The sequence below is a fragment of the Streptomyces sp. NBC_01450 genome, from assembly GCF_036227505.1.
GTDB lineage: Bacteria > Actinomycetota > Actinomycetes > Streptomycetales > Streptomycetaceae > Streptomyces.
In genome coordinates this window covers 4,964,788-4,991,071 of the sequence record NZ_CP109480.1, presented here as the reverse complement: position 1 = coordinate 4,991,071, position 26,284 = coordinate 4,964,788, and the positions used below count along the sequence as shown (strand labels likewise).

Sequence of the window (26,284 nt, the reverse complement as noted above, 5' to 3'; positions counted from 1 at the left end):
ATCGCCTGTCCGTGACCTCTGGTCGAGTTCATCGACGTGAATGAGATCGACATCCCACGTATGCGTTGCTCCACCGACAGCCTTGACGTGACCGCGCCACAGTCCTACTGTCGCGACACCGAATGTTCATGTTGGCATATGAAGTTCACAGACATGAACACGAACACTCCCTGCTGAGAAATGCGCGCGCCCGCCAACCGAGTCTCCGAGCCGACAGGAAGGCACCCCCCATGCGCATGCGTACGCTGCTCACCTCCCTGGCCACCGCCACCGCCGTCACCGGCGGCCTGTTCCTCGCGGCTCCCGCCGCGCCGGCCAGTTCACTTTCCGCCGCCGTGGGCGTAGCCGGTGCACCCAGCGGTCAGCGCAGTACCAGCGTCGTCTCCTCACCCCTGGCGGACCCGTCCGTCGCGCCCGGTGGGAATTTCGACCTGTCGGTATGGCAGCTTCAGGAGCCGGTGGGCTCCCCCGGCTCGCCGACGACGATCCCGTCCTCCCGGCTGCAGGGGGCCAACGGGTTCCAGGACTCGTACTTCTACACGGACACCCGTGACGGCGCGATGACCTTCTGGGCACCGGAGAAGGGCGTCACCACACCGAACTCGAACTACGCCCGCTCCGAACTGCGGGAGATGAACCGCAACGGCACCGCCGCCAACTGGTCGCTCAGCGGCACGCATCAAATGAAGGCGACGCTGCGGGTCGTGTCCGTCACATCGAACGTCTGCGTCGGACAGATCCACCTCGGTACAGGAGGCTCGTCCACCAAGCCGTTGCTGGAGCTGTACTACCGGTCGAGCGGCGACATCGTCCTCGGCACGGAGAACTCGCCCTCCGGAGGGCAGACACTGCACACCGTCGGCCACGTATCGGTCGGCAAGACATGGAACTACACGATCGCGGTCTCGGGCGGACACACCATCGACTTGACGGTCAACGGGAGCACCACGCACTACGCGATCCCGTCGTCGTTCGACGCCTACAAGCAGTACTTCAAGGCCGGTTCGTACAACCAGTCGTCCTCCGACAGCACCACCAAGGGCGCTCGGGTCGCCTTCTACGGCCTCACCGTCTCCCACAGTTGAGCGAAGCTCGGCGCATCCCGCGTGGTCAGCGAGGTCGTCGACCAGGCCCTGACCCTCTGCACCGACGGAACCACCCGGCCGGGCACCTCGAGCAGCAATGTTCGAGCCCGGCCGGACGGCCACCAACCAGACGACCGGGCCAGGGACTGTCCGGCGGCCCCAGCGGCTGTCCCGGGTTCGAATGCGGAATCGGGTGGTGGTGATCGGGGCCGGGGGCTTGGGCGCTGTCGGTGCGGCTGCCTTCTGCCGGGCAGACTGATCGCATGTCTACGCGTCGCAGGAACTGCCCCGAGTGCCGTCGGGAGATCGCCGTCGTCGCGGGACGGTTCGCCCGGCATGATCCGCCTGGTGCGCGGGGGAGCGGGGAACTGGTCTCGTGTCCCGGGTCGCGTCGACCGGCGCAGCTGGGGGCGGCCCAGCCGACGTTGGACGGGTATGCCGTTCCTGAGTTTCCCGGGCAGCTTCCGTTGTTCTGAGTGGGCCGACGGATGGTGTGGGCCGGACGGGGCGAACGGTGCCTGTCGCGGTGCTAGGCCCTGTCGTCAAATTCCCTCCCCCAGCCTTCGGCCGGGAGGTGCCCCCAGCCCGGCGACGCCATGCACGCTCCCCCATTGCCTGAAGGGCGTGGGAGGTGCCCCCACTCGCCGTACCGGGCACAGACCCGAGTACGTCCAGTACGAGGGTCTGTGCCCGGCATGCCGAGAGCGCGCACCTGACGCCGCAGGGCCCGCCCTTCGGGCGGACGACGGGAATTTGACGACAGGACCTAGACGAGTCATTCCGAATGCTGACGGTGTGTCTGGGAACGCAGACAGGGCGTCCAAGATCGTTGTGTGACGAACAACCTAGACGCCCTGCTGACCGCACTGTACGTGAAGATCGACGACGAGATCGGAGGTAGCCGATGGCTTGGCCGACCGCCGCAGCTGACGGATTCTGAGCTGGTCACCCTTGCCGTCGCCCAGGCGCTGCTGGGCTACACCTCGGAGTCGCGCTGGCTGCGGTTCGTGGACTCCCGACTGGGAGCGATGTTCCCGTACGTGCCCAGGCAGCCGGGCTGGAACAAGCGGCTGCGGGCAGCGTTGCCACTGGTCAAGAGGGCAATACGACTGCTGGCCGTCGATACGGACTTCTGGTTCGACAACCACTGGATCATCGACTCCACACCGGTGGAGTGCGGCCGCTCGCGTCCGACGGTGAAGCGGTCGGACATGGCCGGCTGGGCCGGATACGGGTACTGCGCCTCGCACTCCCGGTTCTTCTGGGGCCTGCGCCTGTTCCTGGTATGCACCCCGACCGGGATGCCCATCCTGTGGGCACTGGCGAACCCGAAACTGGATGAGCGGGAGGTGCTGTCGGCGATGCTGGACCGCGAACCGCACCTGTCCACGGACCGGCCGAGCCTGCTGGTGATCGCAGACAAAGGCTTCGCCTCCAAGGAGTTCGAGGCCGATCTGGCCTTCCGGGGCGCGGAGTTGCTGCGTCCTTCTTTCAAGCGCGAGAAGAAGCGCAGGGGCGAGAGCCTCCTGAAGTCGGTGCGGCAGCTGATCGAGTCGGTCAACGACACCCTCAAAGGCCAGCTCGACCTGGAACGGCACGGTGGACGGACCTTCGAAGGTGTCGCCGTCCGCGTCGCCCAACGCATCCTCGCGATGGCCGCCGCGATCTGGCACAACCACAAGACCGGCCAGCCCGTCATACGATCCTTGATCGCTTATGACCACTGACCACATCGGAATGACTCGTCTAGTTCCCCGCGACCGCTTTGACCGCCACCGAAATCGGCGTCGAGCCGCTGATCAGCTCCAGGGTCAGCCCGGCCGTCGCCGGGGTGTCCACCAGCTCCGCCAGGGCCGCGGCGACATCGTCCCGCGGGATCGCGCCGCGCCCGGTCGAGGCCTCCAGGCGTACGAGGCCGGTGCCGGCGTCGTCGATCAGCGCTCCGGGGCGCAGGATCGTCCAGTCCAGGGACGTACGACCGCGTACGTACTCGTCGGCCTCGCCCTTGGCGCGCAGATACAGGTCGAAGACGTCGTCGCCCGGATGCGCCGGGTCCGCGCCCATGGACGACACGACGACGTGGCGCCGTACCCTCGCTCGTTCCGCCGCGTCGGCGAACAGGATCGCGGCGTTCTTGTCCACCGTCTCCTTGCGGGCCGGACCGCTGCCCGGGCCCGCGCCCGCCGCGAAGACGGCCGCGTCCGCGCCCTGCAGATGGGCCGCGACCTCCTCCACCGAAGCCGACTCCAGATCGCAGAGGACCGGCTCGGCACCGGCCGCCCGCAGATCGTCGCCCTGCTCGGCGCGGCGGATGATCCCCGCGACCTCGTCACCGCGCGCGGCGAGCAGTCGCTCCAGCCGCAGCGCGATCTGACCATGACCTCCAGCGATGACAATGCGCATGTTTCCGACCGTACGCCCGGATGGACCCGTTCGCCGCACGACTCTGTGGACAACTCACGCGGCTCTTGAGTTGTCCACAGGGGCGCGCGGCGGCGGAGGCCGTCATGCCCATGATCTGCGGGGTGAACAGGAGGCGCCTGGAAGGCGGTTGCGGTGGCATGCGCACAACTTGTGGCGTGGCGGGCGGCAGTTGTCGCTACGACGGCTCTCCGCGTGCCTGCCGGGGCAGGTCAAGCCCCGTTGCCGCCGCGGAGTTGCAGTACTCCCGCACCGCGCTCGTCCGCGCCACCACGCGCCCCCGGTGCACCACGATCCGGCTGTACGCGAGCGACAGTGCCCCCGCCAGCCGGTTCCCGCGCACCGCGAGCAACTCGGCCGGGAAACCGGCCTCCACGCGTACCTCGGGCAGCCCGAGGGCGGCTCGCGCACCGGAGCTCACGGCGTCGTACGCGTCCTCGGGACGCAGGCCGTGCCGTGAGGCCAGCAGATACGCGGCCTCCAGGGGGTCGCCGCGGCCCACCGGGTTCGACACGTCGCGCAGGGCGCCGCTGCCCGCGGCGATCCGTACCCCGGCCGCCCGCAACATCCGTACCGGAGCCGTTCCGCGCCGGTCCACGCCCCCGCAGCCGCCCTGCGGCAGGCACACCACGGTCACGCCCGCCGCGGCGAGTTGGTCGGCCGCCCGTGCGGCCACCTCCAAGGGCAGCCGGCCCAGGCCGCCGCACGGGCCGAGCGTCACTCCGGACCGCAGTCCGCCCGCCATCGCCGCGAGCCGGGCGAGCCGGGCGGGATCGGAGGCGTCCGTGTGCAGGTCGACCGGGCAACCGTGTTCCGAGGCGAGTTCGAGGACCGCCTCCACGTAGCCCGTCGGATCCGGGTCGGCGTCCGGGCAGCCGCCCACCACCGAAGCGCCCATCTTCACGGCGTCCCGCAGTATCGCGAGGCCGTCGGCACCGGCGACCCCGGTGAGCACCCGCGGCATCGCCACCGCCGTCAGCTCGGCCAGTCCGCGCAGCGCCCGCCGCGCCTGAAGCACCGCCGTCAGCGCGTCGAGCCCCTGTACGTCGCCGACGCGCACGTGCGAGCGCAACGCCGTCGCCCCGTGCCCGAGCTGTAGCAACGCGGCCTCGGTGGCCCGGCGCTGGACCTCCTGGGTGTCGTACGAGAGGGGGCCGTCGCCGTCGGCCGTCAAGGCCGTGTCGCCGTGTGCGTGGGGCTCGGCGGGGGCCGGCAGGAGCAGGTAGCCGTCGAGGTCCACCTTCGCGGCGAGCGAGCCGGAGGCGGGCGTCGCCAGGCTCCCGGCGGTGCCTACCGCCTCGATGCGCCCGCCGCCCAGCCGCACGTCCACAGTCCGGCCGTCGGTGAGCCGCGCCCCGCGCAGCAGCAGGGTGCCGGTGTCGGTGTGTCCCGACGAGGAGTGGGGCGGCTGCGGCTGACTGTCGGGCATCGCGCTCCTGGGGCTCGGGGGCGGCTGCGAAGACGGGGTTGTGGGTTTGTGGGTTTGTGGGCTGTCGGTTGGGGGCTGTGGGTTGAGGGCCGTGGGCTGTGAGTTGTCGGGTGGGGGTGGGGCGAGGTTGTGGGGTGGGGATGCGGGCAGTGAGGGGCAAGATCACGCAGCGTGAGTCGAGCCTAGGGTGGCGAGCCCTTCTCGTCCGGGAGGAGCGCAATAGTCGTACCGGTGTGGTCCGTGCACGGACAGAAAGCCGGAGACGAGAGCCGGACATGCGAGTCGGCGCAGCCGGACGGAGACGCTGGTCAGGTGGGCGGAGAGGCCCGTACCGGAGGCCTCTGGACCGGGCGGTGCGCCCGTGGTCCGTGGGGCGGGAGCGGCCGGAGTCACGGCCGTGAGGCACCGTCCGTGAGGGGCCGGAGGAGCGGCGGTGAACGGCCGGGAACAGGCCGGGGCGGGTGCCACGAAACGGATTTGGGCGATCGGCGGGCGAGCGTGTAATGTCTTCATCGCTCGCCCCAATAGCTCAGTCGGCAGAGCGTCTCCATGGTAAGGAGAAGGTCTACGGTTCGATTCCGTATTGGGGCTCTGGTGTGTGAGGTTCCCGCTCGCAAGGCGGGTTCCGATCGCATCTCAGCGGTGTAGCTCAGTCGGTAGAGCAAGCGGCTCATAATCGCTGTGTCACCGGTTCAAGTCCGGTCACCGCTACAGACAGTAGCCGATTGTGGGGTCGGTCCTTCGATCGGCTACTCTTCTATGCGTTAATGTCCCATCCGTTCGTCAAGGAGCACTCCTGTGGCTGCCACCGACGTCCGCCCGAAGATCACGCTGGCCTGCGTGGAGTGCAAGGAGCGGAACTACATCACCAAGAAGAACCGGCGTAACGACCCGGACCGACTGGAGATGAAGAAGCACTGCCCGCGTTGCAATGCGCACACCGCGCACCGCGAAACGCGATAAATCAGGCTCGTACACGAGGCCGTCCCCAGTAACGGGGGCGGCCTCGCGTCGTTCATCGGCCGAGTGCCGACGTGCGGGTGGTCGTCGAGCAGTCGTCGACAGTCCTCGTACGGGCATCGGATTCGAGAATCGCTGCACCGGCTGAAAACCAGGAGGTACCGAGCCCATGGCGCTCGACCAGTCTTTCGTGGGGCGGACCTACCCGCCCACCGACCCCTACGAGGTCGGTCGGGAGAAGATCCGCGAGTTCGCGGAGGCCGTGGGGGACACCAACCCGGCGTACACGGACCCTGAGGCCGCCAAAGCGCTCGGGTACTCCGATGTGATCGCCCCGCCGACCTTTGTGTTCTCGATCACCTTCAAGGCCGCGGGGCAGGTCGTCCAGGACCCCCAACTGGGTCTCGACTACAGCCGCGTCGTGCATGGTGACCAGAAGTTCGCCTACACCCGTCCGGTGCGCGCGGGCGACCGGCTCACGGTCACCTCGACCATCGAGGCGATCAAGTCCATGGCGGGCAACGACATCGTGGACATCCGTGGTGAGGTCCATGACGAGGCGGGCGAGCACGTGGTGACGGCCGTCACCAAGCTCGTGGCGCGCGCGGCGGAGGAGGGCTGATCATGACGGCGAAGATCGCGTACGACGACGTCGAGGTCGGCACCGAGCTGCCGGCCCAGACCTTCCCCGTGACGCGCGCCACACTCGTGCAATACGCGGGCGCTTCCGGGGACTTCAACCCCATCCACTGGAACGAGAAGTTCGCGGTCGAGGTCGGTCTCCCCGACGTCATCGCGCACGGCATGTTCACCATGGCCGAGGCGATCCGCGTCGTCACCGACTGGGCCGGCGACCCGGGCGCGGTCGTCGAGTACGGCGTCCGCTTCACCAAGCCCGTCGTCGTCCCGAACGACGACAAGGGAGCGGCCATCGAGGTCAGCGGCAAGGTCGCGGCCAAGCTGGACGACAACACCGTCCGGGTCGACCTCACCGCGATGAGCGCGGGGCAGAAGGTCCTGGGCATGTCGCGAGCGGTCGTACGACTGGCCTGATGGCTGCCGTGAAGACCTGAGGGTCGGCATGGAGGCAGTGGGTAAGGGGCGCCGGCCATTGCGGGCGCCCCTTACGCGCACCCGGCCTTCCGCAGTCCGCCGGTTCGCAGTCCGCCGGTTCGCAGTCCGCTGGTTCGCAGTCCGCCGGTTCGCAGTCCGCTGGTCCGCACTCCGCTGGTTCGTTGTTCGGCCATGTGCGGTCCGTCCGCACCGGCCCGCAGTGGGGCGCCGCAGCGTGGTCGGTGGGTCGGGGCCGTGCCGGTACGTCGAGCACGTCGCCGCCGGATCAGGCCTTGCCCTCCAGCGAGCCGCTTCCAGACCCGAACGTAAGCGACGCGCTTACGACGCACCGGCACGGCCCCTTCCGTCCGTGCGCGGCTGCGGGGCGTGGGGCGGGTGGGAGACCGTCGTGTGCATCGTGCGGAGCCGCTTTCAGCTACCGCTTGACTTAGTTAGTGATTGAGTACTAACTTAGCCGCATGGTCAGGATGAGCGCAGACGAGAGGCGCGAGAGCGTCATCCGCGCGGCGATCGCGGAGTTCGCCCGGGGTGGCTACTACGGCACGTCCACCGAGGCGATCGCCAAGCGTGTCGGGGTCTCGCAGCCGTATCTCTTCCGGCTCTTCCCCGGCAAGCGGGCGATCTTCCTCGCGGCGGCACGCCGCTGCATGGAGGACACCATCCGCACCTTCGGGGAGGCCGCGAAGGGTCTGGAGGGTGAAGACGCCCTGCATGCCATGGCGAACGCGTACACCAAGGCGATCGCGGAGCACCCCGAGCAACTGCTGATGCAGATGCAGATGTACGTCGCGACCGCGGCCGCGGAGCAGGCGGGCGATCGCGAGCTCGGCGAAGCCGTACGGGCCGACTGGATGCGGCTGTGGGAGACGGTTCATCTGCCGCTCGGCGCCGACCCGAACGGCACGACGGTCTTCATGGCGTACGGCATGCTCATCAACTGCCTGGTGGCCATGGGTTTTCCTCCCGAGCACAAGGTCTGGGAAGGGATGTATCCGTCGGCGCGGCTCAAGGGTCGGCTGGAGAAGTAGGCAGGTAGGGGCAGGAAGCGGGCGGGGGAGGCGGATGTCGCCGCTTTTTTCTGGTCGCGAAAGTTAGTCATCAATAACTAACCGCAAGAACGATCGCCCTTAGGGGGAGCGATGTCACAGCAGACCGCACGTCGCGGGGGAGCCACCTGGGCCCTCATCATCACCAGCGTCGCCGGATTCATGGCGGCCCTCGACAATCTCGTCGTCACCACCGCGCTGCCCTCCATCCGCAAGGATCTCGGCGGCGCGCTGGACGACCTGGAATGGACCGTGAGCGCCTACACGCTCACCTTCGCCGTCCTGCTGATGTTCGGTGCGGCGCTCGGTGACCGCTTCGGCCGCCGTCGGCTCTTCCTCGTCGGCCTCTCCGTCTTCACCGGCGCGTCCGCGGCCGCCGCCATGGCGCCCGGCCTCGACTCGCTGATCGCCGCCCGCGCGGTCCAGGGCGTGGGCGCGGCGATCATGATGCCGCTCACGCTCACCCTGCTGACGGCAGCGGTGCCGGCCGCCAAGCGCGGCATGGCGTACGGGATCTGGGGCGCCGTGAACGGACTCGCGGTCGCCTCCGGGCCCCTCATCGGCGGCAGTCTCACCGAACACGTGTCCTGGCATTGGATCTTCTGGCTGAACGTTCCGCTGGGCCTCGCCCTGCTGCCCCTCGCCCGGCTCCGTCTGGCCGAGTCCCACGGCACCGGCGCCCCGCTCGACGTCACCGGCACTCTGCTCGTCAGCGGCGGTCTCTTCGGAATCGTCTACGGCCTGGTCCGCGGGCCCGCCGAGGGCTGGACCAGCCCGATCGTCCTGACCGGTCTGTTCGCGGGCGCCGCACTGCTCACCGGCTTCGTCTTCCACGGCATCCGCGCCAAGAATCCGATGCTGCCGATGCGGCTCTTCCGCTCCCGCGCCTTCGCCGGGATCAACGCCGCGAGCCTGCTGATGTTCCTCGGGATGTTCGGATCGATCTTCCTGCTCAGCCAGTACATGCAGGGTGTTCTCGGCTACTCGCCCACCCAGGCCGGCCTGCGGATGCTGCCCTGGACCGGGATGCCGATGCTCGTCGCGCCGATCGCCGGGTACCTCTCCGACCGCGTCGGCGGGCGTCCCGTGGTCGCCACCGGGCTCTTCCTGCAGGCCGCCGGGCTCGCGTACTACGCCTCCGTGGTCGCCGCCCACGCCTCGTACGCCGCCCAGCTGCCCGCCCTGATCGTCAGCGGCATCGGAATGTCCCTGTACTTCGCCCCGGCCTCCAACCTGGTCATGTCCAGCGTCCGCCCGCAGGAGCAGGGCATCGCCTCCGGTGCCAACAACGCGCTGCGTGAGGTGGGCGGCGCGCTCGGCATCGCGGTGATGTCCTCGATCTTCTCCGCGCAGGGCGGCTACGGGACCGCGCAGACCTTCGTGGACGGCCTGCGGCCCGCGCTGGTGGTGGGCTCCGCGATGGTCGCCCTGGCAGGTGTCGCGGCGCTGCTCATCCCGACGGCGCGGCATGCGGCTCGGACGCGGGTCGTCGGCTCCGAGGCGCCCCAGGATCAGGGCCAGGGCCAGGACCAGGGTGAGGGCGAGGATCAGGCGCCCGTCCTGGAAACGGCCTCGCGCTGAGGCGACGGAAACGGCCTCGCGCTGAGGCGACGGAAACGGCCTCGCGCTGAGACGAGCCTTGATCGGTCCGTCTCGTGAACCCACAGAAGTGGCCCCGCCTCGACCGGCGGGGCCCTTCTCGTACTCTTGAGCCCGTGCAGGAACTCCATGACGCCCCGCTCGCCCCGCTGACCACCTTCCGGCTGGGGGGACCCGCGACCCGGCTGATCACCGCCACGACCGACGCCGAGGTGATCGCCGCCGTCCGAGAGGCCGACGACACCGGTACGCCGCTGCTGCTCATCGGCGGCGGATCGAACCTGGTCATCGGCGACAAGGGCTTCACCGGGACAGCCCTGCGCATCGCGACCACCGGCTTCTCTCTCGACGGTACGAGGCTGGAGCTGGCGGCGGGCGAGGTGTGGACCGACGCGGTCGCCCGCACCGTCGAGTCCGGGCTCGCCGGCCTCGAGTGCCTCGCGGGGATCCCCGGTTCCGCCGGCGCGACCCCGATCCAGAACGTGGGCGCGTACGGCCAGGAAGTGTCGTCCACCATCACCGAAGTGATCGCGTACGACCGTAAGACGTGCGAGACGGTCACCCTGACCAACGCCGACTGCGCCTTCTCGTACCGCCACAGCCGCTTCAAGGACGACCCCGACCGGTACGTCGTGCTGCGTGTCCGGTTCGAGCTGGAGGACGCGGACGGGCTGTCGGCGCCGATCAGGTACGCCGAGACGGCGCGCTCCCTCGGGGTGGAACCGGGCGACCGGGTGCCGCTCGCCACGGCTCGCGAGACCGTCCTGAAGCTGCGCTCCGGCAAGGGCATGGTGCTCGACCCCGAGGACCACGACACCTGGTCGGCCGGGTCGTTCTTCACCAACCCGATCCTCACGGACGAGGAGTTCGCCGCGTTCCACGCGCGCGTGGCGGAGCGGCTCGGCATCGAGGTCGTACCCCCCGCGTACCCGGCGGGCGAGGGCCGCACCAAGACCTCCGCGGCCTGGCTGATCGACAAGTCCGGCTTCACCAAGGGGTACGGCTCCGGACCCGCCCGTATCTCCACCAAGCACACTCTGGCCCTCACCAACCGGGGCCGGGCCACCACCGAGGACCTCCTCGCGCTGGCCCGCGAGGTCGTCGCAGGCGTCCGCGACGCCTTCGGGATCACCCTGGTCAATGAGCCGGTGACGGTGGGCGTGGAGCTTTAGACAGAGCTCCAGGAGCCCTGGGGCCTGTCCGGCGGATCATGCCGCAGACGCGGGGCTTGGCACGCCCTCCCCCACTCTCGACTTCTCCCCAGTGCCTTAAGGGCCTGGGAGGTACCCCCAGAGCGGGGGGACCCCCATCGCGTCGACGCCCTCCTCCGCCTTGCAGCTGTACGCACCAAGCCCCGCTCACCTGCGCTGGTGAGGCACCGTTGGTTCCCTCCGACTTGATCCGTCGGACAGGCCCTAATACGCGACTCCGACGCCCTGCTTGACCGTCCCGGGGTCGTCGATCATCGCCAGCATCGCGTGCGCCACGTCGGCGCGTCCGATGAACCGGCCCTTGAGCGGGAAGCTCCCTACGGCCGTCCGGTACGAGCCGGTCACGGGCTTGTTCTGCAGCCGAGGCGGACGCACGACCGTCCAGTCGGTCGCGCTCCGGGCCAGCTCGCCCTCCATGGCCGCGAGGTCGGCGTAGACGTCCTTCAGGAGCAGCGAGACCAGGCCCCGCGCGGCGCGGTCGACGAGCGCGGCGCCCTCGGGGTCGGGACCGACCGGCCCCGCGCTCACCACCAGTAGTCGGCGTACCGCCTCGGCCTCCGTCGCGACCAGCACCGTACGGGTCAGCCGGGTGGCGATCCCGGCGTCCTTGCGGGTGCGGGCGCCGAGTCCGGAGAGGACCGCGTCCCGGCCCGCGACGGCGGGGCGCAGCGCCTCAGGGTCCGTGAGGTCCGCGCGGAACACCTTCAGACCCGCGCCGGTGACGGTCAGCCGAGCCGGATCCCGTACGACGGCCGTGACTTGGTGGCCGGAGTCCAGCGCCTGCCGGACGATCTCCTGGCCGATGCCTCCGGTGGCACCGAAGACGGTGAGTTCCATGGCGTGTTCCCCCCAGGGTGGATGAGGTGGGTGAGTATTCACTCACCCCTGCTTGCTCCTAGGGTGGGTAAGCGCTCACCCACCCGTCAAGGCCGAACAGGGGTCATCATGGAATCCTTGGGGCCCATGCAGCAGAAACCGGCCCGGATCCGCATCCTCGACGCGGCGCACGAGCTCATGCTCACCATCGGCCTCGCCCGCGCCACGACCAAGGAGATCGCCAAGGCCGCGGGCTGCTCGGAAGCGGCGCTCTACAAGTACTTCCCGAGCAAGGAGGAGCTGTTCGTCAGCGTGCTCAAGGAGCGCCTGCCGCAGCTGACCCCGCTGTTGGCCGGCCTCGCGGCCGAGCCGGGCGGGGGCACCCTCCTGGAGAACCTCACCGAGATCGCCCGCCAGGCGGCCCTCTTCTATGAGCAGAGCTTTCCGATCGCCGCCTCCTTGTACGCGGAAACGCAGCTCAAGCGCCGGCACGAGGAGTCGATGCGCTCCATGGGATCGGGCCCGCACATGCCCATCCGAGGCCTCGACGCCTATCTCCGCGCCGAACAGGACTCGGGCCGGGTCCGCGCCGGGGCCGACACCTACGCGGCCGCCTCGCTCCTGCTGGGCGCCTGCGCCCAGCGCGCCTTCGCCTACGACTCCACCGAGGCGGGCAAGCCGCCGCCCGTGGACGAGTTCGCCACGTCGATCGCCCGCACGCTGCTGGGTGGAATCTCCGTTGCGGACGAGCCCTCGTGACGGTCACCCTGGGCCGATGAGACAAGCTTCCATGGCCGTGCGGCGCTCGCCGTGCGGCTGAGCGTCACGGAGTTCACGCCGCGCGTCGGTCCCCACACCTACCGGGTCGTCCAGCCGCGGCCACCGCTGCGGCACACCACGCTCAGCGACCCCTTCGAAGGCTGGGGCTATCTCGTGGGCGACCACGACGGACTCGCCCGACTCGCCGCGCTCTTCTCGTTCGCCGCGTTCTCCCGGCACACGATCGTGTACGTCCCGCTGCGGCGGAGCATCCCCAGGACCTACGCGCCCGGGGTGCCGGTCGACCTCGTCCTCGCCCATCGGTCACCGGGCCTGCGGGCCTCCGCATGGCCTGAGCTGCGCCGTCGGCTGCGCGAGGGCACCCCGCTCACCGTGCGCACGAACGAGGAGCGCACCGCCGCCCACGCGGCCGCCTGGGAGGCGCGCCGGGAACAGCGCTGGGACCGCCTCGACGCGCGGGACCGGATCCATCCGGACGTGCACGCGGGGACGCTCTTCCTTCTCGGCGCCCGCGACACCTTCGCCTCGGCCGCCACTCATCTGGAGGCGGCGGCCGGGTTCGGGCCGCGGGGGAAGCGGGCCGCCCAGGGGCACGACGTGCTCGCCGCTTCTCTCACCCGGCACCTGCCGCCGTCCGAAGGCCGTCACGTAGAGCTGGACATCGGCTTCCAGGCGTATCCGCCGTACACCCACTTCAGGCGACCGGGGCGGCCAGCCAGTCGTCGACTCCGGACAGCAGTTTCTCCTTGACGTCCTTGGGGGCCGCCGTGGCCCGCACCGACTGGCGTGCCAGCTCGGCCAGTTCCGCGTCCGTGAAGCCGTGGTGGTGGCGCGCCAGCTCGTACTGGGCGGCGAGCCGGGAGCCGAACAGCAGGGGGTCGTCGGCGCCGAGGGCCATCGGGACGCCGGCCTCGAAGAGGGTGCGCAGGGGGACGTCCTCGGCCTTCTCGTAGACCCCCAGGGCGACGTTCGACGCCGGACACACCTCGCAGGTGATGCCGCGGTCCGCGAGCCGCTTCAGCAGCCGCGGGTCCTCGGCGGCGCGCACGCCGTGTCCGATCCGGGTGGCGTGCAGGTCGTCCAGACAGTCGCGGACCGACGCCGGGCCGGTCAGCTCGCCGCCGTGCGGCGCGGACAGCAGCCCGCCGTCCCGCGCGATCGCGAAGGCCCGGTCGAAGTCCCGCGCCATGCCCCGCCGCTCGTCGTTGGAGAGCCCGAAGCCGATTACACCGCGGTCCGCGTAGCGCACGGCGAGCCGGGCCAGGGTGCGGGCGTCCAGCGGGTGCTTCATCCGGTTCGCGGCGACCAGGACGCGCATCCCGAGCCCGGTCTCCCGCACGGCCGAGTCCACCGCGTCCAGGATGATCTCCAGGGCCGGGATGAGCCCGCCCAGCCGGGGTGCGTACGAGGTGGGGTCGACCTGGATCTCCAGCCAGCCGGAGCCGTCCTTGATGTCCTCCTCGGCGGCCTCGCGCACCAGCCGCTGGATGTCCTCGGGTTCTCTGAGGCAGGACCGCGCCGCGTCGTACAGCCGCTGGAAGCGGAACCAGCCGCGCTCGTCGGTCGCCCGCAGCCTGGGCGGTTCGCCGCTGGTCAGGGCGTCGGTGAGGGCTTCGGGCAGCCGGACGCCGTACTTGTCGGCCAGCTCCAGCACGGTGGTGGGCCGCATCGAACCGGTGAAGTGCAGGTGCAGATGGGCTTTCGGCAGTTCAGAGAGATCACGTACGCGCTCCATTCCAGGATCCTGCCGTACGTTCCCGCCGTGCCGGTAGCGCTTTCCCCGTTCGTGGTCTTGCTCGCACGAAGAAGCGGGCCGCCTCCCCGGAGGGAAACGGCCCGCACACACGCGTGGAGCGCGAAAACGTCAGTCCCGTGCCTCGGCCAGGAGCTTCTGGATCCGGCTGACGCCCTCGACGAGATCCTCGTCACCCAGGGCGTACGACAGACGCAGGTACCCCGGGGTGCCGAAGGCCTCACCCGGGACGACCGCGACCTCGGCCTCCTCCAGGATGAGCGCGGCCAGCTCGACCGTGTCCTTGGGGCGCTTGCCGCGGATCTCCTTGCCGACGAGGGCCTTGACCGAGGGGTACGCGTAGAAGGCGCCCTCGGGCTCGGGGCAGAGCACGCCGTCGATCTCGTTGAGCATCCGCACGATGGTCTTGCGGCGGCGGTCGAAGGCCTCGCGCATCTCGGCGACGGCCGTCAGATCGCCGGAGACGGCGGCGAGGGCGGCGACCTGGGCGACGTTGGACACGTTCGAGGTGGCGTGCGACTGGAGGTTGGTCGCGGCCTTGACGACGTCCTTGGGGCCGATGACCCAGCCCACCCGCCAGCCGGTCATGGCGTACGTCTTCGCGACGCCGTTCACGACGATGCACTTGTCGGCGAGCTCGGGCACGACCACCGGCAGGGAGTGGAACTCCGCGTCCCCGTAGACCAGGTGCTCGTAGATCTCGTCGGTCAGGACCCACAGGCCCTTCTCGGCGGCCCAGCGGCCGATCTCCTCGATCTGCTCGCGGGTGTAGACCGCGCCCGTCGGGTTGGACGGGGAGACGAAGAGCAGCACCTTGGTGTTCTCGGTGCGGGCGGCCTCCAGCTGCTCGACCGAGACGCGGTAGCCGGTGGTCTCGTCGGCGACGACCTCGACCGGGACACCTCCGGCGAGACGGATGGACTCCGGGTACGTCGTCCAGTACGGCGCCGGGACGATGACCTCGTCGCCCGGGTCGAGGATCGCGGCGAAGGCCTCGTAGATGGCCTGCTTGCCGCCGTTGGTGACCAGGACCTGGGCGGCCTCCACCTCGTAGCCGGAGTCGCGCAGGGTCTTGGCGGCGATCGCGGCCTTCAGCTCGGGCAGGCCGCCGGCCGGGGTGTAGCGGTGGTACTTCGGGTTGGAGCACGCCTCGATGGCGGCCTGGACGATGTAGTCCGGGGTCGGGAAGTCGGGTTCACCTGCGCCGAAGCCGATCACCGGGCGTCCGGCGGCCTTCAGGGCCTTGGCCTTGGCGTCCACGGCGAGGGTGGCGGACTCGGAGATCGCGCCGACGCGGGCGGAGACCCGGCGCTCGGTGGGAGGGGTTGCAGCGCTCATGGGACCCATCGTTTCAGACCGGAAACGCCCCCGGCACGCGGGTTTCACAGACTGAACAACGAGAGAACAACCGTCCGGATCCGGACCCCCACCAGTCGATCTTCGGCGGACAAGGCCCGTACGGACACTTTCTGTTCGACGACCGGCCCCGGACCACGTACACTCTCACCTCGTTGGCCTTCACCGGTCGCACTCAGCGGATGCACACCGAGCATCCGGGTGGATGCGGTACGTTGGGGGAAACAAAGGGTCGTAGCTCAATTGGTAGAGCACTGGTCTCCAAAACCAGCGGTTGGGGGTTCAAGTCCCTCCGGCCCTGCTACACACACCTTCGCCAGGATGTGTGCGCATGTACGTACTGCAATGCACCGCCGTGCGGCTCAACCGGGCGCGGCACGGCCACGACCCGGAATCAGGTGAGGACGAGTGACGGACGCCGTGGGCTCCATCGACATGCCTGATGCCGAGGCGCCCGAGTCACAGAAGAAGGCCCGCAAGGGCGGTAAGCGTGCCAAGAAGGGCCCGCTGAAGCGCCTTGCCACTTTCTACCGCCAGATCGTCGCGGAACTCCGCAAGGTCGTCTGGCCGACTCGGAATCAGCTGACGACGTACACCACAGTGGTGATTGTCTTCGTCGTCATCATGATCGGCCTGGTGACCGTGATTGACTATGGGCTCAACCACGCCGCCAAGTACGTCTTCGGCTGAGTCAAGAGCGAAGGGCGCCGTCACCGGCGCCCCTTTCGCGTGTTCCACCCCCATGTATCCAGGAAGAAGCAGCCACCGTGTCTGACCCGAACCTGAACGATGCCAGCGAGTCGGTCGAGTCCGTTGACGACGAGCTCGACATCGTCGAGGGCGCGGACGTCGTGGACGAGTTCGAGGCTGCCGATGCCGCCGCCGGCGAGCCCGCCGAGGAAGCGGCCCTGCACGTCGAGGACGAGTCCGGTGAGGACGTCGAGGACGAGGACGTTCCCGACGAGGCCCTCGCTGAAGACGCCGAAGAGGGCGACGAGGAAGAGGCCGAAGAAGAGGCCGAGCCCGTCGACCCCGTCACCGCACTGCGCGAGGAGCTGCGCACGCTCCCGGGCGAGTGGTACGTCATCCACACCTACGCCGGTTACGAGAACCGCGTGAAGACCAACCTCGAGCAGCGCGCCGTCTCGCTGAACGTCGAGGACTTCATCTTCCAGGCCGAAGTGCCTCAGGAAGAGGTCGCGCAGATCAAGAACGGCGAGCGCAAGACGATCAAGCAGAACAAGCTCCCGGGCTACGTTCTGGTCCGCATGGACCTGACGAACGAGTCCTGGGGTGTCGTCCGCAACACTCCCGGTGTCACCGGCTTCGTGGGCAACGCCTACGACCCGTACCCGCTGACGCTGGACGAGATCGTCAAGATGCTCGCCCCGGAGGCCGAGGAGAAGGCCGCCCGTGAGGCCGCCGAGGCCGAGGGCAAGCCCGCTCCGCAGCGCAAGCTCGAGGTCCAGGTCCTGGACTTCGAGGTCGGCGACTCGGTCACGGTCACGGACGGCCCGTTCGCCACGCTGCAGGCGACCATCAACGAGATCAACGCCGACTCCAAGAAGGTCAAGGGCCTGGTGGAGATCTTCGGTCGCGAGACCCCGGTCGAGCTTTCGTTCGACCAGATCCAGAAGAACTAGCTCCTTCTGGACGTACGTCTTCCGAACAGGTCAGACGGGCTCACGCAGCCGGTCTGACCTGCTCGGTTTTTGGCCGCGCATAGATACCCGTTATCGTTGTGCGGTATGCCTGCATCCGGGTCATTGGCTCGGTTGAAGGCAGCCGTCCGGGTTTCGACCCGGACGTAGGAAGGCGAAAACGAAAGAGGACCCGGAATGCCTCCCAAGAAGAAGAAGGTCACGGGGCTTATCAAGCTCCAGATCCAGGCCGGCGCCGCCAACCCGGCTCCGCCGGTCGGCCCGGCGCTGGGCCAGCACGGCGTCAACATCATGGAGTTCTGCAAGGCCTACAACGCCGCGACCGAGTCGCAGCGCGGTTGGGTCATCCCGGTGGAGATCACGGTCTACGAAGACCGCTCCTTCACCTTCATCACCAAGACTCCGCCGGCCGCCAAGATGATCCTCAAGGCCGCGGGTGTCGAGAAGGGCTCCGGCGAGCCGCACAAGACCAAGGTCGCCAAGATCACCCAGGCGCAGGTCCGCGAGATCGCCACCACGAAGATGCCCGACCTCAACGCCAACGACCTGGACGCCGCGTCGAAGATCATCGCCGGCACCGCCCGTTCCATGGGCATCACGGTCGAGGGCTGACACCCACCTTCGTAGGAACCATGCGGCGCGAGCCGCACGTGGCAGGGCCTGCTCGGTCCGTACCACGACTCCTCAGAACACATCAGGAGCAGTAGTGAGCAAGCGCAGCAAGTCTCTCCGCGCTGCGGACGCCAAGGTCGACCGGGACAAGCTCTACGCCCCGCTCGAGGCCGTCCGTCTCGCCAAGGAGACCTCCACGAGCAAGTTCGACGGCACCGTCGAGGTCGCCTTCCGCCTGGGTGTCGACCCGCGCAAGGCCGACCAGATGGTCCGTGGCACCGTGAACCTCCCGCACGGCACCGGTAAGACCGCCCGGGTCCTGGTCTTCGCGACCGGTGACCGTGCCGAGGCCGCGACCGCCGCGGGCGCCGACATCGTCGGCTCCGACGAGCTCATCGACGAGGTGGCGAAGGGCCGTCTGGACTTCGACGCCGTCGTCGCCACCCCGGACCTCATGGGCAAGGTCGGACGCCTGGGCCGTGTCCTCGGCCCGCGTGGTCTGATGCCGAACCCGAAGACCGGCACCGTGACCCCGGACGTGGCCAAGGCCGTGACCGAGATCAAGGGCGGCAAGATCGAGTTCCGCGTCGACAAGCACTCGAACCTGCACTTCATCATCGGCAAGACCTCCTTCGACGAGGCCAAGCTGGTGGAGAACTACGGCGCCGCGCTGGACGAGATCCTTCGTCTGAAGCCGTCCGCCGCCAAGGGTCGCTACATCAAGAAGGCCGCGATCAGCACCACGATCGGCCCCGGCGTTCCGGTCGACCCGAACCGCACCCGCAACCTCCTCGTCGAGGAGGACCCGGCCGCCGTCTGAGCCCCTGGCTCACTCCGGTGACCGCGTCGCATACGCGTTCTTGACACGGGCCCCGCAACCTTTCGAGGTGCGGGGCCCGTCCTCATTCCCGGGTACGTGTGTCAGTGGGCTGCGCTAGCGTGCAGTTCTCAGGATTCGCATAGGGGTGGGACGAATGAAGAGCACGCGCATGCGCCGGGTGACCCTCTCGATCGCGTTGGTGAGCGCGCTGGCGGGAGTGGCCGCCTGCTCCTCGGGCTCCGGCAAGGACGACAAGGCGGCCGACAAGGGCACGACCCGCGTCAGCCCCATAGCGGCCCTCCAGTCCGCCGAGAAGTCCACCGACGGCGCCGACACCGCCAAGATCGAGTCCACGACGAGCCTGGGCACGCTGATGTCCATGAAGTCGGACGGCGTCATGGGCTGGAGCGACGGCCTCACCGGCGACATGACGATCACGTACACCGGCGGCACGTTGGCCGAGACGATGCGCAAGACGGGCAGCACCTCCATGCAGGCCCGCTACCTGTCCGACGCCTACTACGCCAAGATGGGCGAGGTGTTCGCCAAGCAGATGGGCGGCAAGCACTGGGTCAGGTACGCGTACGACGACCTGGCGAAGATCGCGGGCGGCTCCGGCGCGTTCCTGAAGGACCAGATGCAGAACAGCTCGCCGAACCAGTCGGTGAAGCTCCTGCTGGCCTCCGGCGATGTGAAGAAGGTCGGCGACGAGACGGTCCGCGGCGAGAAGACCACGCACTACGCGGGCACGGTCGACGTCTCGGACCTCGCGGCCAAGAGCTCCCGCCTCACCGCGAGTCAACTCGCCGACCTGAAGAAGCAGTTCACCCAGGCCGGCATCACGACGGAGGACGTCGACATCTGGGTCAACGGCAAGGACCTGCTCGTCAAGGCGGTCTCCAAGGGCGAGTTGTCGAGCGGCACGATGTCCTCCACGACGTACTACAGCGACTACGGAGTGAAGGTCTCCGCCGTGGCGCCGCCGGCGAGCGACACGGCCGATTTCAAGGACCTGCTGAAGGCACAGGGCCTGACGCCGGGCAGCAGCGACACTGCGAGCGGGTCCGGCACCACGAGCTGAGAGCGCCGGCGCCACCGGCCGAGAGGCGCACTCGGCTGAGGCCACCGAGTCCCAAGAAACTCAAAAGAATTCGCGAGACCACTTGAGCCCCTCTGGGTTACGCTCACGCCCAGTCTGTGAATCGTTCATCAGTTCCCTGGGGGGGATCTTGAAGATTTCTGTGCGTGGTTCCGTGCGGCGTGGCGCGACGGGCGCGGTGCTCGCGGCCCTGGTTCTCGCGGGGGGTGCCGTCGCCTGTGGAAAGGGCGACGATGCGCCGAAGATGACGCCCGCGGCGGCCGTGGCCAAGGCGGCGAAGAACAGCGAGGCCATCACCTCGCTCAGCTACCGGATGACCGGCAAGGTCCCGGAGACGGGCCGCGTCGAGGCCCAGGCGTCGATGAGCATGAAGCCACTGGCCATGAGCATGAAGATGACCGCCCTCGACCAGGGCGCCGACGGCAAGGTGGAGATCCGGGTCGTCGACGGGGCGATGTACCTGGGCGGGGGTGCGGCCGCCGCCAAGGAGATGGACGGCAAGAGCTGGATGAAGTTCGACATCTCGGCGATGTCCAAGGGCGCCGACGGCTCCGCGGGCATCGACGCGAGCAAGCTCTCGGACCAGGCCGACCAGGACCCGTCCCAGGAATCCACCTACCTGACCGGCTCCAAGGACGTGAAGAAGGTCGGCACGGAGAAGATCGACGGAGTTCAGACCACCCACTACAAGGGCACGGTCACCCTCGACGAACTCCGCGCCGAGCTCAAGAAGAAGGACAAGGCGACGCGGGACAAGCGCGAGAAGAGCCTGAAGCAGTACGAGGAGCTGGGCGCCGACAAGCTCACGATGGACATGTGGGTCGGACCGGACGACCACACCAAGCAGGTCCGGGTGCGCGCCGCCTCCGACAAGGGCCCGCTCGACATGACCATGGTCTTCCTCGACTACAACAAGCCGGTGACGGTGAAGGCCCCGCCGGCCAAGGACACCGTCGACCTCGCGCAGCTGATGAAGGACGCCCAGAAGGGCTGATCCGTCACTGGACTGCCGCTGAGCCGAGGCGCTGTCGAGCGCCGGACCGAGGCGCTGCCCCGCGGATTTGCTTGACAGCTGCCCCGTCACGTACTGTTCCCCAGAAGCCAAAGACCGCTGGTCGTTGCCTTGCGCTCGGAAGAGGGCGAGGCGGCCGAAGGATCCGCTGAAACTGCGGACGACCCGCGTAGGTGACCGTGGATGTGTTCCCGGAGTTCGCTTGCTCAGCTCGCGGACGTACCGGTTGAGCTACGCCCCGTGCGCCTGCGCCGGGGCGTTTCGTTTTGCCCAGCCCCTTCCGAGCGGTCCTCATCACCCGGAAGGAGGCCGACGCTCTATGGCAAGGCCCGACAAGGCTGCCGCGGTAGCCGAGCTCGCGGACCAGTTCCGCAGCTCGAACGCCGCCGTGCTGACCGAGTACCGGGGTCTCACCGTGGCGCAGCTCAAGACGCTGCGCCGTTCGCTCGGTGAAGACGCCCAGTACGCCGTGGTGAAGAACACGCTGACCAAGATTGCGGCCAACGAGGCCGGGATCTCTACGCTCGACGACCTGTTCAACGGTCCGACGGCGGTCGCGTTCATCACCGGTGACCCGGTGGTGTCCGCGAAGGGTCTTCGTGACTTCGCCAAGGACAACCCCAACCTCGTCATCAAGGGCGGTGTCCTTGACGGCAAGGCGCTGTCCGCCGACGAGATCAAGAAGCTTGCGGACCTCGAGTCCCGCGAGGTTCTGCTCAGCAAGCTGGCCGGTGCGTTCAAGGGTAAGCAGACTCAGGCTGCTCAGCTCTTCCAGGCGCTCCCCTCGAAGCTCGTCCGCACCGTGGACGCTCTTCGTGCCAAGCAGGCCGAGCAGGGCGGTGCCGAGTAATTCGGCTCGCGCATTGACCGCCGCCTAGGCAGTGGTCGCAGCGGGCCGAAAGTACGCCCGCCTCACATGTACATCCGGCACCAGCCGAATTAGTGGAAGGATCGCCCATCATGGCGAAGCTCAGCCAGGAAGACCTGCTCGCGCAGTTCGAGGACATGACCCTCATCGAGCTCTCCGAGTTCGTGAAGGCGTTCGAGGAGAAGTTCGACGTCACCGCCGCCGCCGCGGTCGCCGTTGCCGGCCCCGCCGTCCCCGGCGCCCCGGCCGAGGCCGCTGAGGAGCAGGACGAGTTCGACGTCATCCTCACGGGTGCCGGCGAGAAGAAGATCCAGGTCATCAAGGTCGTGCGTGAGCTGACCTCCCTGGGTCTGAAGGAGGCCAAGGACCTCGTGGACGGCGCCCCGAAGCCCGTTCTCGAGAAGGTCGCCAAGGAGGCCGCCGAGAAGGCTGCCGAGTCCCTCAAGGGCGCCGGCGCCTCCGTCGAGGTCAAGTAGTCCCACGGGCCCGCCCGAGGGCCCCTCGCGAGCTGATACAGGGCCACTGGTGGACCTGTAACGCTGACGCACTGAAGAGCGATCACCCAACTGGGTGGTCGCTCTTCGGCGTTCCTGGGGTCCGGTGGCGGCTGCCTTGCACTGTCGGTGGCGACGAGTATGGTGATCTTCGTTGTTGCCTCCGGCCGAGCCCGTGACGGGCTGCAAGACGGGCTGCAAGACAGGTTGCACGTGACGATCGCGGCACTTGCTTAGGGCATGGGGGGCCTTGACGAACCGCACGCAGCGCGCAATTCTCAGGACGCGTCGTCACAACGATCCGGATCCGAGGCATGGATCGGTGGCGAAGAGGGCAGTATCGATGTGCATTGAGGGCGTGGCTTGCCGCAGGTGTTGAGAACAACGATGGTCTCTAAAAACCGGGACTGGACATCAGTGGGCCTAGTGGCTACACTGACCCTTTGCGCTGCCTGTTAGCTGCCTCCTGCCCGTCACCAGGGGCATGCCCTCGCGTGAGCACCGATGACTAGATCATCCCTGACCTGGCCCTTTGGCTGAATCGGGAACGACCTGTCTCTGTGCCCACAGTGGGGGGCCGGTACGCGCGTAGTGAGTCCGAGCCCTCGGAAGGACCCCCTCTTGGCCGCCTCGCGCACTGCCTCGACCGCGAATACGAACAACGGCGCCAGCACCGCCCCGCTGCGCATCTCCTTTGCAAAGATCAAGGAGCCCCTCGAGGTTCCGAACCTTCTTGCGCTGCAAACCGAGAGCTTCGACTGGCTGCTCGGCAACGACGCGTGGAAGGCTCGTGTCGAGGCGGCTCTGGACAACGGACAGGACGTCCCCACGAAGTCCGGTCTGGAGGAGATCTTCGAGGAGATCTCTCCGATCGAGGACTTCTCCGGGTCGATGTCCCTGACGTTCCGGGACCACCGCTTCGAGCCTCCGAAGAATTCCATCGACGAGTGCAAGGACCGCGACTTCACGTACGCGGCCCCGCTCTTCGTCACCGCCGAGTTCACCAACAACGAGACCGGCGAGATCAAGTCCCAGACGGTCTTCATGGGCGACTTCCCGCTCATGACCAACAAGGGCACCTTCGTCATCAACGGCACCGAGCGTGTCGTGGTGTCCCAGCTGGTCCGCTCGCCGGGCGTCTACTTCGACTCCTCCATCGACAAGACGTCCGACAAGGACATCTTCTCCGCGAAGGTCATCCCGTCCCGGGGTGCCTGGCTGGAGATGGAGATCGACAAGCGCGACATGGTCGGTGTGCGCATCGACCGCAAGCGCAAGCAGTCCGTCACCGTTCTCCTGAAGGCTCTCGGTTGGACGACCGAGCAGATCCTCGAGGAGTTCGGCGAGTACGAGTCCATGCGCGCCACCCTGGAGAAGGACCACACCCAGGGCCAGGACGACGCGCTGCTCGACATCTACCGCAAGCTGCGTCCGGGCGAGCCCCCGACCCGCGAGGCCGCGCAGACGCTTCTTGAGAACCTCTACTTCAACCCGAAGCGCTACGACCTCGCGAAGGTCGGCCGCTACAAGGTCAACAAGAAGCTGGGCGGCGAGGCGCCGCTGGACGCCGGGATCCTGACCGTCGAGGACATCATCTCGTCGATCAAGTACCTGGTGAAGCTGCACGCCGGTGAGACCGAGACCGTCGGTGACAACGGCACGCAGATCGTCGTCGAGACCGACGACATCGACCACTTCGGCAACCGTCGTCTGCGTAACGTCGGCGAGCTCATCCAGAACCAGGTCCGCACGGGTCTGGCTCGTATGGAGCGCGTCGTCCGCGAGCGCATGACGACTCAGGACGTCGAGGCGATCACGCCGCAGACCCTGATCAACATCCGGCCGGTCGTCGCCTCCATCAAGGAGTTCTTCGGCACCAGCCAGCTGTCGCAGTTCATGGACCAGAACAACCCGCTGTCGGGTCTCACCCACAAGCGCCGTCTGTCGGCTCTTGGCCCGGGTGGTCTCTCCCGTGAGCGGGCCGGCTTCGAGGTCCGTGACGTGCACCCCTCGCACTACGGCCGCATGTGCCCGATCGAGACCCCTGAAGGCCCGAACATCGGTCTGATCGGCTCGCTCGCCTCCTACGGCCGCGTCAACGCGTTCGGTTTCGTCGAGACCCCGTACCGCAAGGTCACCGGCGGTGTCGTCACCGACGAGGTCGACTACCTCACGGCCGACGAAGAGGACCGATTCGTCATCGCGCAGGCCAACGCGCCGCTGACGGACGAGTTCCGCTTCGAGGAGTCCCGCGTCCTGGTCCGCCGTCGTGGCGGAGAGGTCGACTACGTCCCCGGTGACGACGTCGACTACATGGACGTCTCGCCGCGCCAGATGGTGTCGGTCGCGACCGCCATGATCCCGTTCCTCGAGCACGACGACGCCAACCGTGCCCTCATGGGCGCGAACATGATGCGTCAGGCCGTGCCGCTCATCAAGTCCGAGGCGCCGCTGGTCGGCACCGGCATGGAGTACCGCTGCGCGGTCGACGCCGGTGACGTCCTGAAGTCGGAGAAGGACGGTGTGGTCCAGGAGGTCTCCGCGGACTACGTCACCACCGCCAACGACGACGGCACGTACACCACGTACCGCCTGCACAAGTTCTCCCGCTCGAACCAGGGCACCTCCGTCAACCAGAAGGTTGTCGTGGACGAGGGCGCCCGGGTCGTCGCCGGTCAGGTTCTGGCCGACGGTCCGGCGACCGAGAACGGCGAGATGGCGCTCGGCAAGAACCTGCTCGTGGCGTTCATGCCGTGGGAGGGTCACAACTACGAGGACGCGATCATCCTGTCGCAGCGCCTCGTGCAGGACGACGTCCTCTCCTCGATCCACATCGAGGAGCACGAGGTCGACGCCCGTGACACCAAGCTCGGCCCCGAGGAGATCACCCGGGACATCCCGAACGTCTCCGAGGAGGTCCTCGCTGACCTCGACGAGCGCGGCATCATCCGCATCGGTGCCGAGGTCGTCGCCGGCGACATCCTGGTCGGCAAGGTCACGCCCAAGGGTGAGACCGAGCTGACCCCGGAGGAGCGCCTGCTCCGCGCGATCTTCGGTGAGAAGGCGCGCGAGGTGCGCGACACCTCGCTGAAGGTGCCGCACGGCGAGATCGGCAAGGTCATCGGCGTCCGCGTCTTCGACCGTGAAGAGGGCGACGAGCTGCCGCCGGGCGTGAACCAGCTGGTTCGTGTCTACGTGGCGCAGAAGCGCAAGATCACGGACGGTGACAAGCTCGCCGGCCGTCACGGCAACAAGGGTGTCATCTCCAAGATCCTGCCGATCGAGGACATGCCGTTCCTGGAGGACGGCACCCCGGTCGACATCATCCTCAACCCGCTCGGTGTCCCGTCCCGAATGAACCCGGGACAGGTCCTGGAGATCCACCTCGGCTGGCTCGCCAGCCGCGGCTGGGACGTCTCCGGTCTCGCCGACGACTGGGCGCAGCGACTGCAGGCCATCGAGGCCGACGTGGTCGCCCCGGGCACCAACGTCGCCACCCCCGTCTTCGACGGTGCGCGTGAGGACGAGCTCGCGGGTCTGCTGCAGCACACGATCCCGAACCGCGACGGCGAGCGCATGGTGCTCCCGACCGGTAAGGCGCCGCTGTTCGACGGCCGCTCCGGCGAGCCGTTCCCGGAGCCGATCTCGGTCGGCTACATGTACATCCTCAAGCTCCACCACCTGGTCGACGACAAGCTGCACGCCCGCTCGACCGGTCCGTACTCGATGATCACCCAGCAGCCGCTGGGTGGTAAGGCTCAGTTCGGTGGCCAGCGCTTCGGTGAGATGGAGGTGTGGGCGCTGGAGGCATACGGCGCCGCTTACGCCCTCCAGGAGCTGCTGACCATCAAGTCCGACGACGTGACCGGCCGCGTGAAGGTCTACGAGGCCATCGTCAAGGGCGAGAACATCCCCGAGCCCGGCATCCCCGAGTCCTTCAAGGTGCTCATCAAGGAGATGCAGTCTCTCTGCCTCAACGTGGAGGTGCTGTCCAGCGACGGTATGTCCATCGAAATGCGTGACACCGACGAGGACGTCTTCCGCGCGGCGGAGGAGCTCGGCATCGACCTGTCCCGGCGCGAGCCGAGCAGCGTCGAAGAGGTCTGACGGGAGTTCGGCGGGCCTTTGACCACCTGTGGAAAAGGTGACAAAGGCCTGCCGGCCCCAGGACCCCCGTTTCAGACCCCA

The 26,284-nt window shown here is 68.2% G+C and carries 25 protein-coding genes and 3 tRNA genes; 23 read left to right on the top strand and 5 right to left on the bottom strand.

The features are described from left to right. Positions 1 to 230 precede the first annotated feature (230 nt). The 3 genes from OG568_RS22270 to OG568_RS22260 all read left to right on the top strand — a co-directional run bounded on the left by OG568_RS22270 (position 231) and on the right by OG568_RS22260 (position 2,812). Complete coding sequence (locus OG568_RS22270; RefSeq protein ID WP_329532836.1) at positions 231 to 1,085, top strand: polysaccharide lyase family 7 protein; 855 nt, start codon at positions 231 to 233, stop codon at positions 1,083 to 1,085. Positions 1,086 to 1,348: 263 nt separating this feature from the next. Then, a complete protein-coding gene (locus OG568_RS22265) occupies positions 1,349 to 1,561 on the top strand; it encodes a hypothetical protein (protein WP_266437363.1) in 213 nt (70 codons plus the stop codon). A 357-nt stretch (positions 1,562 to 1,918) separates the two neighbouring features. Beyond that, positions 1,919 to 2,812 (top strand): IS982 family transposase, encoded by an 894-nt coding sequence (locus OG568_RS22260; protein WP_329532835.1) that lies wholly within the window; start codon positions 1,919 to 1,921, stop codon positions 2,810 to 2,812. Positions 2,813 to 2,831: 19 nt separating this feature from the next. Here the strand turns inward: OG568_RS22260 and OG568_RS22255 are convergent, their stop codons facing one another. Both OG568_RS22255 and OG568_RS22250 read right to left on the bottom strand, forming a co-directional pair. Further along, positions 2,832 to 3,488, bottom strand: a complete 657-nt coding sequence (locus OG568_RS22255) for an NAD(P)H-binding protein (protein ID WP_329365425.1) — start codon at positions 3,486 to 3,488, stop codon at positions 2,832 to 2,834. A gap of 196 nt (positions 3,489 to 3,684) precedes the next feature. Then, complete coding sequence (locus OG568_RS22250; RefSeq protein WP_329532834.1) at positions 3,685 to 4,935, bottom strand: hydrolase; 1,251 nt, start codon at positions 4,933 to 4,935, stop codon at positions 3,685 to 3,687. A gap of 518 nt (positions 4,936 to 5,453) precedes the next feature. Between OG568_RS22250 and OG568_RS22245 the strand changes: the two genes are divergently transcribed. The 8 genes from OG568_RS22245 to OG568_RS22210 all read left to right on the top strand — a co-directional run bounded on the left by OG568_RS22245 (position 5,454) and on the right by OG568_RS22210 (position 10,786). Continuing rightward, positions 5,454 to 5,526 (top strand) — tRNA-Thr (locus OG568_RS22245). A 47-nt stretch (positions 5,527 to 5,573) separates the two neighbouring features. Beyond that, positions 5,574 to 5,646: transfer RNA gene (locus OG568_RS22240), tRNA-Met, on the top strand. 87 nt (positions 5,647 to 5,733) lie between these two features. Further along, complete coding sequence (gene rpmG, locus OG568_RS22235) at positions 5,734 to 5,898, top strand: 50S ribosomal protein L33 (RefSeq protein WP_004571794.1); 165 nt, start codon at positions 5,734 to 5,736, stop codon at positions 5,896 to 5,898. A 166-nt stretch (positions 5,899 to 6,064) separates the two neighbouring features. After that, positions 6,065 to 6,517, top strand: a complete 453-nt coding sequence (locus tag OG568_RS22230; RefSeq protein WP_329532833.1) for a MaoC family dehydratase N-terminal domain-containing protein — start codon at positions 6,065 to 6,067, stop codon at positions 6,515 to 6,517. A 2-nt stretch (positions 6,518 to 6,519) separates the two neighbouring features. Next, positions 6,520 to 6,948: a MaoC family dehydratase gene (locus OG568_RS22225; protein WP_266584806.1), complete on the top strand. Its 429-nt coding sequence runs from the start codon at positions 6,520 to 6,522 to the stop codon at positions 6,946 to 6,948. A gap of 479 nt (positions 6,949 to 7,427) precedes the next feature. Next, complete coding sequence (locus OG568_RS22220; protein ID WP_329532832.1) at positions 7,428 to 7,997, top strand: TetR/AcrR family transcriptional regulator; 570 nt, start codon at positions 7,428 to 7,430, stop codon at positions 7,995 to 7,997. A gap of 111 nt (positions 7,998 to 8,108) precedes the next feature. Further along, positions 8,109 to 9,596: a DHA2 family efflux MFS transporter permease subunit gene (locus OG568_RS22215; protein ID WP_329532831.1), complete on the top strand. Its 1,488-nt coding sequence runs from the start codon at positions 8,109 to 8,111 to the stop codon at positions 9,594 to 9,596. 134 nt (positions 9,597 to 9,730) lie between these two features. Then, positions 9,731 to 10,786 carry a UDP-N-acetylmuramate dehydrogenase gene (locus OG568_RS22210; protein ID WP_329532830.1) on the top strand — a complete coding sequence of 352 codons (1,056 nt, stop codon included), beginning with the start codon at positions 9,731 to 9,733 and terminating at the stop codon, positions 10,784 to 10,786. 243 nt (positions 10,787 to 11,029) lie between these two features. On the opposite strand, the gene OG568_RS22205 is transcribed toward OG568_RS22210, so the two are convergent. After that, positions 11,030 to 11,662 (bottom strand): NAD(P)-dependent oxidoreductase, encoded by a 633-nt coding sequence (locus OG568_RS22205; protein ID WP_329532829.1) that lies wholly within the window; start codon positions 11,660 to 11,662, stop codon positions 11,030 to 11,032. A 126-nt stretch (positions 11,663 to 11,788) separates the two neighbouring features. On the opposite strand from OG568_RS22205, the gene OG568_RS22200 reads away from it, so the two are divergent. Together OG568_RS22200 and OG568_RS22195 are read left to right on the top strand one after the other, a co-directional pair. Then, positions 11,789 to 12,400, top strand: a complete 612-nt coding sequence (locus OG568_RS22200) for a TetR/AcrR family transcriptional regulator (RefSeq protein ID WP_329532828.1) — start codon at positions 11,789 to 11,791, stop codon at positions 12,398 to 12,400. 51 nt (positions 12,401 to 12,451) lie between these two features. Continuing rightward, a complete protein-coding gene (locus tag OG568_RS22195; RefSeq protein WP_329532827.1) occupies positions 12,452 to 13,171 on the top strand; it encodes a hypothetical protein in 720 nt (239 codons plus the stop codon). Here the strand turns inward: OG568_RS22195 and OG568_RS22190 are convergent. Beyond that, on the bottom strand, positions 13,116 to 14,156 hold the full coding sequence (locus OG568_RS22190) for an adenosine deaminase (protein WP_329532826.1): 1,041 nt from the start codon (positions 14,154 to 14,156) through the stop codon (positions 13,116 to 13,118). The genes OG568_RS22195 and OG568_RS22190 overlap by 56 nt on opposite strands. 129 nt (positions 14,157 to 14,285) lie before the next feature. After that, a complete protein-coding gene (locus OG568_RS22185; RefSeq protein ID WP_266437321.1) occupies positions 14,286 to 15,512 on the bottom strand; it encodes a pyridoxal phosphate-dependent aminotransferase in 1,227 nt (408 codons plus the stop codon). A gap of 246 nt (positions 15,513 to 15,758) precedes the next feature. On the opposite strand from OG568_RS22185, the gene OG568_RS22180 reads away from it, so the two are divergent. The 10 genes from OG568_RS22180 (at position 15,759) to rpoB (ending at position 26,203) form a co-directional block, all read left to right on the top strand. Further along, positions 15,759 to 15,831: transfer RNA gene (locus OG568_RS22180), tRNA-Trp, on the top strand. A 107-nt stretch (positions 15,832 to 15,938) separates the two neighbouring features. After that, positions 15,939 to 16,220: a preprotein translocase subunit SecE gene (gene secE / locus OG568_RS22175; RefSeq protein WP_067367170.1), complete on the top strand. Its 282-nt coding sequence runs from the start codon at positions 15,939 to 15,941 to the stop codon at positions 16,218 to 16,220. 77 nt (positions 16,221 to 16,297) lie between these two features. Next, a complete protein-coding gene (nusG, locus tag OG568_RS22170) occupies positions 16,298 to 17,173 on the top strand; it encodes a transcription termination/antitermination protein NusG (RefSeq protein ID WP_266627540.1) in 876 nt (291 codons plus the stop codon). Between the two features lie 195 nt (positions 17,174 to 17,368). Further along, on the top strand, positions 17,369 to 17,803 hold the full coding sequence (gene rplK / locus OG568_RS22165; protein ID WP_030359033.1) for a 50S ribosomal protein L11: 435 nt from the start codon (positions 17,369 to 17,371) through the stop codon (positions 17,801 to 17,803). Positions 17,804 to 17,897: 94 nt separating this feature from the next. Then, entirely contained in the window at positions 17,898 to 18,623 is a 726-nt protein-coding gene (gene rplA / locus OG568_RS22160; RefSeq protein WP_266437302.1) for a 50S ribosomal protein L1, read from the top strand. Positions 18,624 to 18,777: 154 nt separating this feature from the next. Then, entirely contained in the window at positions 18,778 to 19,704 is a 927-nt protein-coding gene (locus tag OG568_RS22155) for a hypothetical protein (RefSeq protein ID WP_329532825.1), read from the top strand. Positions 19,705 to 19,852: 148 nt separating this feature from the next. Then, entirely contained in the window at positions 19,853 to 20,716 is an 864-nt protein-coding gene (locus OG568_RS22150) for a DUF1396 domain-containing protein (protein WP_266584820.1), read from the top strand. A 337-nt stretch (positions 20,717 to 21,053) separates the two neighbouring features. Continuing rightward, positions 21,054 to 21,584, top strand: a complete 531-nt coding sequence (rplJ, locus tag OG568_RS22145) for a 50S ribosomal protein L10 (RefSeq protein WP_266437293.1) — start codon at positions 21,054 to 21,056, stop codon at positions 21,582 to 21,584. A gap of 110 nt (positions 21,585 to 21,694) precedes the next feature. Continuing rightward, positions 21,695 to 22,078: a 50S ribosomal protein L7/L12 gene (gene rplL, locus OG568_RS22140; protein WP_329532824.1), complete on the top strand. Its 384-nt coding sequence runs from the start codon at positions 21,695 to 21,697 to the stop codon at positions 22,076 to 22,078. 639 nt (positions 22,079 to 22,717) lie between these two features. Continuing rightward, positions 22,718 to 26,203: a DNA-directed RNA polymerase subunit beta gene (gene rpoB, locus OG568_RS22135; protein ID WP_097285835.1), complete on the top strand. Its 3,486-nt coding sequence runs from the start codon at positions 22,718 to 22,720 to the stop codon at positions 26,201 to 26,203. Positions 26,204 to 26,284: the final 81 nt, after the last annotated feature.

What these genes read in the sequence shown, in the direction of transcription:
- rplJ (WP_266437293.1), top strand. Translation starts at nt 21,054, where the DNA reads ATGGCAAGGCCCGACAAGGCTGCCGCGGTAGCCGAGCTCGCGGACCAG.
- OG568_RS22220 (WP_329532832.1), top strand. Translation starts at nt 7,428, where the DNA reads ATGGTCAGGATGAGCGCAGACGAGAGGCGCGAGAGCGTCATCCGCGCG.
- OG568_RS22185 (WP_266437321.1), bottom strand. Translation starts at nt 15,512, where the DNA reads ATGAGCGCTGCAACCCCTCCCACCGAGCGCCGGGTCTCCGCCCGCGTC.
- OG568_RS22205 (WP_329532829.1), bottom strand. Translation starts at nt 11,662, where the DNA reads ATGGAACTCACCGTCTTCGGTGCCACCGGAGGCATCGGCCAGGAGATC.
- OG568_RS22190 (WP_329532826.1), bottom strand. Translation starts at nt 14,156, where the DNA reads ATGGAGCGCGTACGTGATCTCTCTGAACTGCCGAAAGCCCATCTGCAC.
- OG568_RS22225 (WP_266584806.1), top strand. Translation starts at nt 6,520, where the DNA reads ATGACGGCGAAGATCGCGTACGACGACGTCGAGGTCGGCACCGAGCTG.
- OG568_RS22215 (WP_329532831.1), top strand. Translation starts at nt 8,109, where the DNA reads ATGTCACAGCAGACCGCACGTCGCGGGGGAGCCACCTGGGCCCTCATC.
- OG568_RS22255 (WP_329365425.1), bottom strand. Translation starts at nt 3,488, where the DNA reads ATGCGCATTGTCATCGCTGGAGGTCATGGTCAGATCGCGCTGCGGCTG.
- OG568_RS22155 (WP_329532825.1), top strand. Translation starts at nt 18,778, where the DNA reads ATGAAGAGCACGCGCATGCGCCGGGTGACCCTCTCGATCGCGTTGGTG.
- OG568_RS22200 (WP_329532828.1), top strand. Translation starts at nt 11,789, where the DNA reads ATGCAGCAGAAACCGGCCCGGATCCGCATCCTCGACGCGGCGCACGAG.
- rplL (WP_329532824.1), top strand. Translation starts at nt 21,695, where the DNA reads ATGGCGAAGCTCAGCCAGGAAGACCTGCTCGCGCAGTTCGAGGACATG.
- OG568_RS22265 (WP_266437363.1), top strand. Translation starts at nt 1,349, where the DNA reads ATGTCTACGCGTCGCAGGAACTGCCCCGAGTGCCGTCGGGAGATCGCC.
- OG568_RS22250 (WP_329532834.1), bottom strand. Translation starts at nt 4,935, where the DNA reads ATGCCCGACAGTCAGCCGCAGCCGCCCCACTCCTCGTCGGGACACACC.
- rplK (WP_030359033.1), top strand. Translation starts at nt 17,369, where the DNA reads ATGCCTCCCAAGAAGAAGAAGGTCACGGGGCTTATCAAGCTCCAGATC.
- OG568_RS22270 (WP_329532836.1), top strand. Translation starts at nt 231, where the DNA reads ATGCGCATGCGTACGCTGCTCACCTCCCTGGCCACCGCCACCGCCGTC.
- OG568_RS22230 (WP_329532833.1), top strand. Translation starts at nt 6,065, where the DNA reads ATGGCGCTCGACCAGTCTTTCGTGGGGCGGACCTACCCGCCCACCGAC.